Source organism: Thiothrix nivea DSM 5205 (genome assembly GCF_000260135.1).
In the GTDB taxonomy this organism is placed as follows: domain Bacteria; phylum Pseudomonadota; class Gammaproteobacteria; order Thiotrichales; family Thiotrichaceae; genus Thiothrix; species Thiothrix nivea.
This window is the reverse complement of sequence record NZ_JH651384.1, coordinates 2,511,465-2,524,418: the sequence shown is the minus strand read 5'-3', so window position 1 is coordinate 2,524,418 and position 12,954 is coordinate 2,511,465. Positions and strand designations below refer to the sequence as shown.

The following is a 12,954-nucleotide window of genomic DNA, read 5'->3' as shown; positions in this document are numbered from 1 at the left end:
GTGATAACAGCAAAAATTTTCCGGGCATATTCCTTTTCATTATTGGTGGGGCTGGTCTGTCTGCTGGGGCAAGCGGTGGCAGCGGATAATGGCATCCGTTTCAGTGAATTTTCCATCCGCAACCTCAACCCGTCCAAAGCGTTGGTGAACAACCTCAAACTGGACTACCAGTTGACCGATTACCTGCGCGAGGGCCTGCTCAATGGCCTGACGCTGGAAAACGAAATCCGCTTCACCCTTGAGTGGCACAACACCTGGTGGTGGAATAGCCAAAAGCAACTGGTGACGGTACGCAGCGAGCTGCAATACCAGCCCTTGAGCAAGCAGTATCAGGTGGTGAGGAAGGATACCGGCGAAAACTGGAACCTTCCTAATCTGCCCGCTGCGCTGGAACAACTGGGAACCCTGACGGATTACCGTTTGCCGAAACTACCGGAAACGGCCTACCATAACGATGCGTCCATTTTTGTCACTGCGAAACTGAGCGCCAAATCCCTGAAACTGCCCCTCAAGTTGCAGGAAATGTTTACTGACCGCTATTCACTGCACAGTGATGGAGTGTTGTGGCCGATACCCTGAAAAAACGCCTTTGGCAATGGCTGCCAGTGGTAGTGGTATTTTTCCTGCTGCTGGTATCGCTGTCGCTCCTCAACCTTATCACCCTCAGCCCGGAAAAGGCTGACCGCTATGGCGACTGGCCGCTCTACCCCAGCGCCGTGCTGCTGGTACTGCTGAGCGTCATCATCCTGTTTAACCTGTTCCGCATCTTCAACCAGTGGCGCACCCGTCAGGCTGGCTCGCGTTTCACCCTGCGGCTGATGACCGGCTTTCTCGGCCTGACCTTGTTGCCGGTATTGTTCGTCTCCCTGTTTTCCATCAACCTGATCGGCACGCGCATCGACCGCTGGTTCGCGGTGGAAGTCGGCCAGGCGCTGGATGATGCCCTGCACCTCAGCCAGTTGGCGCTCAGCATCCGTCGGCAGGAACACCTGGCTGCGCTGGAACAGCTCAAACGCAATATCCAGGGGGCGGAAAGTTACGACATCGCCCTGCTGCTGGAACACTTCCTGTCGTCCGGCGCCAGCGAAGTGTTGCTGATCGACAGCTCCCAGCGGCTGGTCGCTCAGGCGCTGACCGATACCAAAACCCTGATCCCGCGCCTGCCTGACCGCAGCATGTTACGGGCGCTGCAAACCCGCAGTTACTATTACAAGCTGGAAACAGACGGGCCGGAAAAGCTGTCATCGCGGGTGGCGGTCAGCCTCCACTACGGTGAACAGAATCAGTACAGTGGCGTCCTCACCGCTTTATTCCCGGTTGCCGAGCTGGAAAAGAGCCTGACCGAAAGTGTGGAAAACGCCCAGCGCGAATACGGCAGCCTGGAATTCCAGCGTGATGCGGTCAAGAATGCCTTCCGGTTGACGATCCTGGTCATTATGGTCATGACCGCGCTGTTTTCACTGTGGGCGGCATTTGTGTTTTCGCGCCGCCTGACCCGACCGGTGCGCACCCTGGTGGAAGGCACACTGGCAGTAGCCGCCGGGGATCTGGACAAGAAAATCCCGGTTTCCGAACGCGATGACTTCAGCCTGCTGGCGCGCTCCTTCAACACCATGACCAAACGCCTCTCCGACGCCCGCGCCGAACGCGAACAGGCACGCCGCCAGTTGCAGCAGGAACACGATTACCTGCATGTGGTGTTGGAACACCTGACCTCCGGCGTCATTACACTGGATGAAAACGGTGTCATCCGTCGGGTCAATTCCGCCGCCAGCAACATCCTGCGCCAGCCGCTGCTGGAACATGCCGGCAAGACCCTGCCGGAACTGAGCGCCGCCGTACCGCAACTGCAACCGTTTCTGGACATTGCCCAGAGCCAGTTGCAAGACACCACTGGCTCAACTGACTGGCAATCCGAAATTACCCTGAGCACGGATGAGGGCAAGCTGATCCTGGTTTGCCGGGGCGCGGCGTTGCCTGCCGCCTCATCCTCCCGGCAAGGCTCCGTGCTGGTGTTTGATGATGTCACCGACCTGATCCAGGCTGAACACGATGCCGCTTGGGGGGAAGTTGCCCGCCGTTTGGCGCACGAGATCAAGAACCCGCTGACGCCGATCCAGCTTTCCGCCGAACGCCTGACCCGCAAACTGTCGGGCGAACTCAACGAGGAATCAGCCAGTTTCCTCAAACGCATGACCAACACCATTATCCAGCAGGTCGACAACCTCAAGGGCATGGTGAATGCTTTCAGCGAATACGCCCGCGCCCCCAACCTGCATCTGCAACGGGTTGACCTGAACGCATTGGTGCAGGAAGTGGCTGACCTTTACCGCGTCAACGAAGGCCAAATGCATCTGGAGGTGCAACTGGACGGGCAGCTTCCCCCCTTGCAACTGGACATTCACCGCATCCGCCAGTTACTGGTCAACCTGATCAAAAACGCGCTGGAAGCCCTGGAAGAAAACCATGTCAGCAACGCTACCGTCATCCTTAGCACCCAATTCCACCCGGATGTCAGGCAAGCCCTCCTGAACGTAAAGGACAACGGCCCCGGCATCCCGCCCGAACTGTTGCCACGCCTGTTCGAGCCATACGTCACCAGCAAACACAAGGGAACCGGCCTGGGGCTGGCAATCGTAAAAAAAATCGTGGAAGAACACGGCGGCCATCTGACAGCGCGCAATCTGGATGGAGGAGGCGCTATAATCAGCGTGAAGTTGCCAGTGAGTTAACAGGAGCAGGGAGTATGACAGCACAATACATCATGGTAGTGGACGACGAGCCGGATATCCGCCAACTCGTCAGCGAAATCCTGGAAGACGAAGGCTACAAGGTCGTTACCGCCGAAAACGCCGCCAAAGCCCGCGAACTGCACCGCAGCCGCAAGCCTGACCTGATCCTGCTCGACATCTGGATGCCAGGACAGGATGGCATTTCCCTACTCAAGGAATGGCGTGAAAACGATACCCTGTGCTGCCCGGTCATCATGATGTCAGGGCACGGCACTATCGAAACCGCAGTCGAAGCCACCAAGCTGGGCGCTTACGATTTCATTGAAAAGCCGCTGTCGATGGCAAAGATGCTGCTGACGGTCAGCAACGCACTGCGCTCCAACCAGCTGGAAAAGGAAAACCGTGGCCTGCGCAAGCAAATGTCCGGTTCACTGGAACCCGTCGGCGGTAGCCAGGCCATGCAACGCCTGCGCGAACAGGCACGCCGTATCGCCCAACACGACACGCGCGTGTTGCTGTACGGTGAGCCCGGCGCGGGCAAGGAAATGTTCGCCCGCTATATCCATTCCCTCGGCAACCGCAAAAACCGGCCTTTCGTGCGTGCGGCCCTGTCGTCCAGCCGTGCGGCTTCCCATGCGCTCGACAACCTGCTGTTTGGCAGGGAAGACGACAGCAAAATCCATTACGGCCTACTGGACGAAGCCAATGGCGGCGTGCTGTTCCTGGCGGAAATTTTCGAACTGGATAACCATACCCAAACCCGCCTGCTGAATGCGCTCAAGGAAAACCGTTTCATGCGCATGGGCGGGCGCGAATGGGTGGAACTCGACATGACCCTAATGGCCGCCTCTTCCCACGACTTGCAGGATGACATCAAGGGCGGCAAGTTCAACGAGGAACTCTACTACCTGCTGAACGTTGTGCCGCTGATGATCCCGCCCCTGCGCGAACACCCGGAAGACGTGCCGGAACTGCTCAACCATTACGTTGACCTGCTGACCGCGCAGGATGGCCTGCCCTACCGGCACATTTCGCTGGCGGCGCAAAACTTCCTGCGCAACCATAGCTGGCCGGGTAACATCCGCGAACTGCGCAATCTGGTGCAACGCTTGCTGATCCTGGGTGCTGACACTGAAGTGTCGCTGGATGAGGCGGAAGAAGCCGTGGGCACACGCATTCCGGTCTTTTCGCAGGAAATCGGCCACATCCCCGAAAGCCTGTTCGACCTGCCACTGCGGCAAGCGCGCGAACAGTTTGAGCACGATTACCTCATCTACCAGCTCAAGCAAGTCGATGGCAATGTCAGCAAACTGGCCGACCAAGTGCAGATGGAACGCACCCATCTGTACCGCAAGATGCGTTCCCTCAACGTTGACCCGAAAAAATACGGACGCTAAACGCTCGCCATGAAAATCCTGATCCTCGGGGCCGGGCAAGTCGGCCATTCCGTTGCTGCCGCGCTGGCAAACGAAGACAATGATGTCACCATTGTCGACACCAACGCCGCCGCCCTGCGGGATTTGCGCGAAAAACTGGATGTGCGGGTCGAAACCGGCCAGGCATCCTACCCGCGTGTGCTGGAACGCGCCGGAATCGAAGACGCCGACATGCTGGTTGCCGTCACCAACAGCGACGAAATCAACATGGTCGCCTGCCAGGTAGCGCACACCCTGTACCGCACCCCCACCAAAATTGCCCGCATCCGCTCTTCCCACTACCTCGACCGCAGGGAACTGTTTGCCCCGGACGCTGTCCCCATCGACGTGCTGATCAGCCCGGAACAACTGGTGACGGAACACATTTTCCGCCTCATTTCCCACCCCGGCGCGTTGCAGGTACTGAATTTTGCCGGTGGCAAGGTGCAAATGGTCGGGGTCAAGGCACTGCATGACGGCCCGCTGGTTGGGCATCCGCTCAGCGACATGCACGAGCACATGCCCGGCTTGCAGGCGCGGGTTGCTGCATTGTTCCGCAAGGGTAAGCCGCTCATCCCCAACGGCGACACCGTGGTGGAAGCCAATGATGAAATTTTCCTGATCGCCAGCCCCAAACATATCCGCGCCATCATCAGCGAGTTACGCAAGCTCGACAAGCCTTACAAGCGCATCATCCTGGCCGGTGGCGGCAATATCGGCAACCGGCTGGCACGCCAGCTGGAAGAGTCCCGCTATCAGGTCAAGATCATCGAAAAAAACAACGACCGTGCCGCCAAGCTGGCCGAACGTCTTGACAAAACCATCGTATTGGAAGGTGACGCCGCCGACGAAAACCTACTGATTGAGGAAAACATCGAAAACACCGATGTGTTCATTGCCATCACCAACGATGACGAAGCCAATATCCTCTCTTCCATGCTGGCCAAACGGCTGGGGGCGAAGCGGGTGATGTGCCTGATCAACCGCCCCAGCTACGTGGATCTGGTGGAAAGCAGCATCGACCTCGCCATTTCCCCGCAACAGGTCACCATCGGTGCGCTGCTGACCCACATCCGCCGTGGTGACATCGTGGCAGTGCACGCGCTGCGCCGGGGTTCCGCCGAAGCCCTGGAAGTGATTGCCCACGGCGACTACAAAACCTCGCGGGTTGTGGGCAGGCGGCTGGACGAAATCAAGCTGCCGCCAGGTGCCACCATCGGGGCGGTGGTGCGCAAGGAGGACGTGCTGATAGCCACAGACGACATCGTGCTGGAAGCCAACGACCACATCATCATGTTCGTGACTGACAAACGTTACGTGCCTGCGGTTGAAAAACTGTTCCAGGTCGGTATCCATTACTTCTAAGGGTAAAACCTGCCCATGCAACTCAAGATCATCCAGCGCATCCTGGGATTGTTGCTGATGGTATTCAGCCTGACCCTGCTGCCCCCCATCCTGGTCGGTTGGCTGATGGGCGACCCGGAGCTGTCCAATTTCTGGGATGGTTTTTTCCTGATTCTCACCAGCGGCGTATTGCTATGGTTGCCAGTACGTCACCAGCATGGCGAATTGCGCTTGCGCGATGGCTTTCTGGTGGCAGTTCTGTTCTGGTTTGGCCTCAGTGCTGCTGGGGCAGTGCCGTTCATGCTGTCGGATTCGCTGCATTTTTCCGCCGCCGATGCCTTTTTTGAAACCGTTTCCGGCTTCACCACCACCGGCGCGACCGTCATCACCGGGATAGATGGGTTACCGCGCTCGATCAATTTCTACCGCATGGAACTGCACTGGCTGGGCGGCATGGGCATCATCGTGCTGGCAGTCGCCATCCTGCCGATGCTGGGGGTGGGGGGAATGCAGCTGTACCGGGCGGAAACGCCAGGGCCGATCAAGGATGCCAAACTGACCCCGCGCATTACCGAAACCGCCAAGTTGCTGTGGTATGTGTATCTGGCGCTGACCCTGCTGTGCCTGCTGGCTTACCGGGTGGTGGGGATGAGTTGGTTTGATGCGGTCTGCCACAGCTTTTCAGCGCTCTCGACCGGGGGGTTTTCCACCCATGACGCCAGTATCGCCTACTTCGACAATAGCGCCATTGACTACATCACGATCATATTCATGTTCGCGGCGGGGATGAATTTCAGCTTGCACTTCATCGCCTGGCGCAGCATGGATGTGAAAATTTACTGGCAGGATTCTGAATTCCGCGCGTATACCCTGATCATTATCCTGCTGACGCTGGTGACCACGTTCCTGCTGGCGGAATTTAATACAACGGAAAGCCCAGCAGATGCGTTCCGGTACGCCCTGTTCCATGTGACGTCTGTCATGACCTCAACTGGCTTGCTGATCAGTGACCATTCGGTATGGCCGAATTTCCTGCCGGTATTGCTGATCCTGACCAGTTTCGTGGGGGGGTGCGCGGGTTCCACCGGCGGTGGCATCAAGGTGATCCGGATGTTGTTGCTGATGAAACAGGGCATCCGTGAAGTCAACCTGCTGTCACATCCATCGGCGCAGATGCATGTCAAAATCAACGGCGAACCGGTGCCGGAAAAGGTGGTAAAATCCGTGTGGGGTTTTTTCGCCATGTACATCGCGGTATTCACGGTCTTTATGCTGGGCGTGATTGCGGATGGCGAGGATCAGGTGACGGCATTTTCGGCAGTGGCGGCCACCCTGAACAACATGGGGGTAGGGTTGGGGGATGTGGCTTCCAACTTTGCCGGGCTGGATGATTTTTCCAAATGGTGGCTGTCACTGGCCATGCTGATGGGGCGGCTGGAACTGTTTACGGTGCTGGTGTTGCTGACCCCGGCATTCTGGCGGCGCTAGCGAATTATTGTTGGGAGAGGATGCAGTACAAAGTCATACAACGGATTCTCGGGTTACTACTGATGACGTTCAGCCTGACCATGCTGCCGCCGATCCTGGTCGGCTGGGTAATGGGCGACCCGGTTCTGGCACCTTTCTGGGAAGGCTTTGCACTGGTGCTGCTCAGCGGCCTGTTCATGTGGCTGCCGGTGCGGCGCGAACGGGGTGAGTTGCGCTCGCGGGATGGCTTCCTGATCGTGGTGCTGTTCTGGACGGTACTGGGCATTTCCGGTGCTGTGCCTTTCATCCTGTCGGATTCGGTGGAAATTTCGGTGACGGATGCGGTGTTCGAGTCCGTTTCCGGGCTGACCACTACCGGGGCAACCGTGATCATCGGGCTGGATAGCTTGCCACGCTCCATCCTGTTTTACCGCCAGGAGCTGCAATGGCTGGGCGGCATGGGCATTATCGTGCTGGCGGTGGCGATCCTGCCGATGCTGGGGGTGGGGGGAATGCAGTTGTACCGGGCGGAAACGCCGGGGCCGATGAAAGATGCCAAACTGACGCCGCGCATCACCGAAACGGCCAAGCTGCTGTGGTATATCTATCTGGCGCTGACGCTGTTGTGCACGCTGGCGTACCGGCTGGCGGGGATGGACTGGTTTGATGCCGTTTCGCACAGCTTTACCACAGTGGCAATTGGCGGGTTTTCCACCCACGATTCCAGCCTGGGGGCATTCGACAGCAGCGCTATCGAGGCAGTCGCCATCGTGTTCATGTTATTGTCAGGGATCAATTTCGCCCTGCATTTCATCGCTTGGCGCAGCATCAATATCTTGGGTTACTGGCGGGATTCCGAATTCCGCACCTACATCAGCCTGATGCTTGGACTGTCCGTGGTCAGCACGCTGTACCTGTTCCATACCGAAACCCACCCCGAAATCGGGGAGGCTTTGCGGCATTCGCTGTTCCATGTGGTGTCGATCGGCACTACCACAGGTTTCACCACGACCGGTTACAGTCAGTGGCCAGGATTCCTGCCGGTATTGTTGCTGTTCGCCAGCTTTGTTGGCGGCTGCGCGGGGTCGACGGCGGGCGGGATGAAGGTGATCCGTTTCCTGCTCTTGGTGAAACAGGGGATGCGCGAAGTCAGCCGCCTGATCCACCCCAATGCACGTATCAGCATCAAGATCAACCGCCACCCGTTGCCGGAAAACGTGGTGGAAGCCGTGTGGGGGTTTTTCTCGGTGTATATTGCGGTGTTTGTCATGTTCATGCTGGTACTGATGGCGCGCGGGCATGACCAGATCACGTCCTTTTCCGCCGTTGCTGCTACCCTCAACAACCTGGGGCCAGGGCTGGGGGAAGTTGCCGCCAGTTTCGCCACTATGGATGATTTCTCCAAATGGTGGTTGTGTCTAACCATGCTGATGGGGCGGCTGGAGTTGTTTACCATGCTGGTGATCCTGACGCCTGCGTTCTGGCGCAAGTAGGGGCAAACCTCTGTATCCGCCTTCTTCACACCCCACCGCAAACCTCCGCCAGTAACTTTTCCGTCATCCGAGCCGCTTGCATCCCATACCCACCACCAAACAAGTTGAAGTGGTTGAGTATGTGATAAAGGTTATACAGCGTCTTGCGCACAGAATAACCTTTGTCCAACAGCCAACTTGTTTGGTAGGCGGAATAGAAATCCCCCCCAAACCCGCCAAACAATTCCGTCATCGCCAGATCAGCCTCGCGGTCACCGTAATACACTGCCGGGTCGAAAATGACCGGCTTGCCATCACTCGTATACGCCATATTGCCGCCCCACAAATCGCCGTGCAGCAGTGATGCCTGCGGTTGGTAATCCGTAAAGAAACCGCCCAGCCGTTCCTTCAACCGCAAGCCCTGTTCGTAAGCCTTGCCGGGGTAGCCATTGCGCTTCGCCAGTTCCAGCTGAAAACCCAGCCGCTCCTGCCGCCAGAACTCCACCCAGCCGTCATGCTGCCGGTTGGGTTGATGGGTAGCACCGATGGTGTTGTCGCGGAACCAACCATAACGCTCAGCGGTGCAACGGTGCATGGCAGCAAGCTGTTCCCCCGCCAGTTGTGGGTTGCCATTGCCGCCCAAATCGAGATATTCCAGGATCAGGTAGGCTTTGTTGTCCAGCACCCCGTAACCGACCGGTTCCAGCGCATACAGGGTGTTGCTTGCCCTGATTGCGTGCAAGCCATCGGCTTCGGCGGCAAACATCTCCAACTGGCTGGCCTGGTTCAGCTTGATGAACCAGCGGGAACCATCCCCCAGTTCAGCCATACAGGCCTCATTGATGCAACCGCCACCGACAGGTTGTATGCACCGTAAACCGGCAGCGCCCCCCAAATGCTGTTGTAAGGCGGATTCAATCAGGTTATTGGTCTGCTTTGGGTAACCGTTCATCTTCTTCCGTCCTGCTGCGTGCAGCTGCTTCTGTGTATACTTCCCCCCACAAGGAAGACGTGCATGGCAAGGACGCCTTCTCTTTCCTGAATTAAAAAATAACACATCTCACAGGGAAAGCCTCATGAACAAGCCAACCCAAACCGGCATGACGCTGATCGAGCTGATTGTCACGCTTTCAATTGTAGCGATACTGGCTTCCGTAGCCGCCCCTTCGGTTAAGGAAATGATCCAGAACAACCGCCTGACCGCCCTGAACAACCAGATTGTTTCCTACCTCCAATATGCGCGTTCAGAAGCAGTCACAAAGAACCATAACGTAAGCATGTGTGTACGTAACACTGATGGCTCTGGTTGCACTACAAATGCTGCTGATGACTTTAGTAATGGCTGGATCGTCTTTGATGAAACCACAGGGGAAATATTGAAGGACAACACTCCAGATACATCAGGCGTTACCATCACCAACAACTTTACAACTTCACAAAAGATCACCTATACACCAAGCGGAAAAACCAGAGAAGCGGGCACATTTACTATGGGATGGGATGGGGTAAACCGTTACCAAATCAAAATTGCCTTAAATACTGGCAGGATCAGTTCCTGTAAGATACCGGAAGGCGACACAAGCTGTTGATTGAAACTCAGCACACCTGGATAAAATTTCATTGCGTGTTCACCCTGTTTCGCGGAAAATTATTGTAGTCTTTACAACAATAACCATGCGCAAGGTCAAGGCAGCGCGCTGTTCTCCGGCATAGAATTTGCATTTACAACAATATCTGCCGGTAATGCGAAAAAGGAGAGTCCATGCAAACTACCCAGGAAAGCCTGTCAGGAAACAATCAGCAGGTTCCGTTTCACCAGCCCATCTGCGCTGAATTGAGACAACATTACCAGTCAGTTCGCGACCTGCACCTCCGCGACCTGTTTGCCGCAGACCCCCAGCGTTTTGAACGCTTTTCCCTGCAAGTCGGCAGCATCCTGCTGGATTATTCCAAAAACCGCATCACCGCCGACACCCTCAAACTGCTGATGCAGCTTGCCGCAACCGCCGACGTGGCTGGCTGGCGCGAACGCATGTTCCAGGGCGAAAAGATCAACAACACCGAACACCGCTCCGTGCTGCACACCGCCCTGCGCAACCGCAGCAATACCCCGGTGATGGTCGACGGTGAAAACGTCATGCCCGCCGTCAACGCGGTGCTGGAACAGATGGGCAAGTTTGCCGAACGGGTACGCAATGGCGAGTGGCTGGGCTACACCGGCAAGCCGATTGTGGATGTGGTCAACATCGGCATCGGCGGTTCCGACCTCGGCCCACACATGGTATACCAGGCACTCAAAGCCTACCGCCACCCACGGCTGGACATGCACTACATTTCCAACGTCGATGGCGCGCATGTGGTGGAAAAGCTGGAAAGCCTCGACCCCGAAACCACCCTGTTCATCGTCGCCTCCAAAACCTTCACCACCCAGGAAACCATGACCAATGCCCACTATGCGCGTGAATGGTTCCTGCAACGCGCCGGGGATGAGGCGCACATCGCCAAACACTTCGTCGCGGTTTCCACCAATCAGGATGCAGTTGCCGGTTTCGGCATCGACACCGCCAACATGTTTGAATTCTGGGACTGGGTAGGCGGGCGTTACTCCTTGTGGTCGGCGATTGGCCTTTCCATCGTGCTGGCGGTCGGCGCTGATAACTTCGCCGCCTTGCTGGGTGGCGCGCATGACATGGACAAGCATTTCCGCTCCGCGCCACTGGAGCAAAACATGCCGGTGATCCTCGCCATGCTGGGCGTGTGGTACAGCAATTTCTTCGGCGCGGAATCGCAAGCGGTGCTGCCTTACGACCATTACCTGCGCAGCCTACCGCTGTATCTGCAACAGGCCGACATGGAAAGCAACGGCAAATCGGTCGACCGCGACAGCAATACGGTCGATTACAGCACCGGCCCGATCATCTGGGGCACGACCGGCATCAATGGCCAGCACGCTTTCTACCAGTTGATCCACCAGGGAACCCGGCTGATCCCGGCGGATTTCATCATTTCCGCCACCGCCCCCACCGGGCTGCACGAACATCACGACATCCTGATGGCGAATTTCCTCGCGCAAACCGAAGCCCTGATGCACGGGCGCACGCTGGAAGAAACCATTGCCAATGGCGTCCCCGCCCCCGTCGCCCCCAAGGTATTTGCGGGCAACCACCCCAGCAACGCCCTATTGCTGGATGCACTGACCCCGCACAGCCTGGGGATGCTGATTGCGCTGTATGAACACAAGATTTTCGTCCAAGGTATTGTCTGGAACCTGAATTCCTACGACCAGTGGGGCGTGGAACTGGGCAAGCAACTGGCCAAACGCATCCAGCCTGAACTCCAGGCCAGCACCGCCGTCACCACCCACGACGCCTCCACCAATGGCCTGATCAACCATTACCGGCGCTTGCGCACAGGAACCGGGGGATAATCAATGCTCTCTTGACTTGCAGCACGGCAAACAGGATGCTGCGGTGATAGCATTTGAATGAAAAAAGTAAAACGGCAACAAGGATATATACATAACCACAGGGTAGCGGATGGATATAATCGCGGGCGATATTGGCGGCACCAAAAGCTGGCTGGTATGGGTCAAGGCAAAGGAGAGCGTAGCGGAAACCTGTTTTGAGCAGGTTTACGCCAGTGCAGATTTTCCGGATGCCGAAACCTTACTGCAACAATTCATGGCTGACGCACGCCAGACCGTAAAGCCGGAATCCGTCTGCCTTGCCCTGCCAGGGCCGGTGCAGGCAGGCCAGCCGACCCGCCTGACCAATCTGGACTGGACGCTGGAAAAGGCCAGTTTGCAAACGCAGCTGGGTGCACGCCAGCTGCTGTTCATCAACGATTTCCAGGCTGCCGCGCAAGGCATTTCCACCCTGACAACAGACGGTTATGTTGTCCTGAATGTGGGGGAAACCCCTGAAGACGAGGGACAAACCTGCGCCATTACCGGTGCGGGCACGGGCTTGGGGCTGGCATGGATGCAGCCGCAAGCCAATGGCCGCTACCACACCTTCGCCACCGAAGGCGGGCATACCGATTTCGCCCCCGCCAATGCACAACAGGAACGGCTGTTGGCCTTTATGCGCCAGCGCTACCCACACGTATCCTGGGAACGGCTGGTATCCGGCCCCGGCGTGAACCAGGTATACCAGTTTTGTTTGCAGGACATGACCGGCGAAATTCCGGCAGATTTACGGGAACGTAACGGCGCAATCGTCAACCAAGCGGCGCTGGCAGGCGACCCGGTGGCCACGGCGGCGATGCAGCTGTTCACCGATTTGTATGCTAACTGGGTGGGCAATGTCGCCCTGCTGTACCAGCCGCGTGGCGGCCTGTATCTCGGCGGTGGCATTTCTGCCCGCATCCAGCCATGGTTGCAGACGCAACGTTTTCTGGATGCCTGTTTTGACAAGGGGCGCATGTCGGATCTGGCTCGGCAGATGCCTATTTACCTGATTACCAATACGCGGCTGGGCGTACAAGGGGCGCTGGCGGCTGCAATGCACCACACTATGGGATGAG

General features: G+C 57.3%; 10 protein-coding genes. 9 read left to right on the top strand and 1 reads right to left on the bottom strand.

Annotation, left to right across the window (positions count from 1 at the left end):
- From THINI_RS12700 to THINI_RS12675, 6 genes are read left to right on the top strand one after another with little or no spacing between them, the layout of a single operon-like run.
- A complete protein-coding gene (locus THINI_RS12700) occupies positions 1 to 579 on the top strand; it encodes a DUF4390 domain-containing protein (protein ID WP_002708969.1) in 579 nt (192 codons plus the stop codon).
- Complete coding sequence (locus THINI_RS12695) at positions 564 to 2,732, top strand: sensor histidine kinase (protein WP_002708968.1); 2,169 nt, start codon at positions 564 to 566, stop codon at positions 2,730 to 2,732. Before THINI_RS12700 ends, THINI_RS12695 begins: the two co-directional genes overlap by 16 nt.
- A 14-nt stretch (positions 2,733 to 2,746) precedes the next feature.
- Positions 2,747 to 4,129 carry a sigma-54-dependent transcriptional regulator gene (locus THINI_RS12690; RefSeq protein WP_002708967.1) on the top strand — a complete coding sequence of 461 codons (1,383 nt, stop codon included), beginning with the start codon at positions 2,747 to 2,749 and terminating at the stop codon, positions 4,127 to 4,129.
- A 9-nt stretch (positions 4,130 to 4,138) separates the two neighbouring features.
- Positions 4,139 to 5,512: a Trk system potassium transporter TrkA gene (trkA, locus tag THINI_RS12685; RefSeq protein WP_002708966.1), complete on the top strand. Its 1,374-nt coding sequence runs from the start codon at positions 4,139 to 4,141 to the stop codon at positions 5,510 to 5,512.
- A 15-nt stretch (positions 5,513 to 5,527) separates the two neighbouring features.
- Positions 5,528 to 6,979 carry a TrkH family potassium uptake protein gene (locus THINI_RS12680; protein ID WP_002708965.1) on the top strand — a complete coding sequence of 484 codons (1,452 nt, stop codon included), beginning with the start codon at positions 5,528 to 5,530 and terminating at the stop codon, positions 6,977 to 6,979.
- Positions 6,980 to 6,999: 20 nt separating this feature from the next.
- Entirely contained in the window at positions 7,000 to 8,451 is a 1,452-nt protein-coding gene (locus tag THINI_RS12675; protein ID WP_002708964.1) for a TrkH family potassium uptake protein, read from the top strand.
- A 25-nt stretch (positions 8,452 to 8,476) separates the two neighbouring features.
- Here THINI_RS12675 and THINI_RS12670 read toward each other — a convergent pair whose 3' ends face one another.
- On the bottom strand, positions 8,477 to 9,382 hold the full coding sequence (locus tag THINI_RS12670; protein ID WP_002708963.1) for a fructosamine kinase family protein: 906 nt from the start codon (positions 9,380 to 9,382) through the stop codon (positions 8,477 to 8,479).
- A 124-nt stretch (positions 9,383 to 9,506) separates the two neighbouring features.
- On the opposite strand from THINI_RS12670, the gene THINI_RS23465 reads away from it, so the two are divergent.
- From THINI_RS23465 to glk, 3 genes are all read left to right on the top strand, one after another.
- On the top strand, positions 9,507 to 10,019 hold the full coding sequence (locus THINI_RS23465; protein ID WP_002708962.1) for a GspH/FimT family pseudopilin: 513 nt from the start codon (positions 9,507 to 9,509) through the stop codon (positions 10,017 to 10,019).
- A 173-nt stretch (positions 10,020 to 10,192) separates the two neighbouring features.
- On the top strand, positions 10,193 to 11,857 hold the full coding sequence (pgi, locus tag THINI_RS12660) for a glucose-6-phosphate isomerase (RefSeq protein ID WP_002708961.1): 1,665 nt from the start codon (positions 10,193 to 10,195) through the stop codon (positions 11,855 to 11,857).
- Between the two features lie 109 nt (positions 11,858 to 11,966).
- A complete protein-coding gene (gene glk, locus THINI_RS12655; protein WP_002708960.1) occupies positions 11,967 to 12,953 on the top strand; it encodes a glucokinase in 987 nt (328 codons plus the stop codon).
- The last annotated feature ends 1 nt before the right edge of the window (position 12,954 follow it).

Coding starts and splice junctions, on each gene's coding strand:
- THINI_RS12690 (WP_002708967.1), top strand. CDS start 2,747: ATGACAGCACAATACATCATGGTAGTGGACGACGAGCCGGATATCCGC.
- trkA (WP_002708966.1), top strand. CDS start 4,139: ATGAAAATCCTGATCCTCGGGGCCGGGCAAGTCGGCCATTCCGTTGCT.
- THINI_RS12680 (WP_002708965.1), top strand. CDS start 5,528: ATGCAACTCAAGATCATCCAGCGCATCCTGGGATTGTTGCTGATGGTA.
- THINI_RS12675 (WP_002708964.1), top strand. CDS start 7,000: ATGCAGTACAAAGTCATACAACGGATTCTCGGGTTACTACTGATGACG.
- THINI_RS12670 (WP_002708963.1), bottom strand. CDS start 9,382: ATGAACGGTTACCCAAAGCAGACCAATAACCTGATTGAATCCGCCTTA.
- THINI_RS23465 (WP_002708962.1), top strand. CDS start 9,507: ATGAACAAGCCAACCCAAACCGGCATGACGCTGATCGAGCTGATTGTC.
- pgi (WP_002708961.1), top strand. CDS start 10,193: ATGCAAACTACCCAGGAAAGCCTGTCAGGAAACAATCAGCAGGTTCCG.
- glk (WP_002708960.1), top strand. CDS start 11,967: ATGGATATAATCGCGGGCGATATTGGCGGCACCAAAAGCTGGCTGGTA.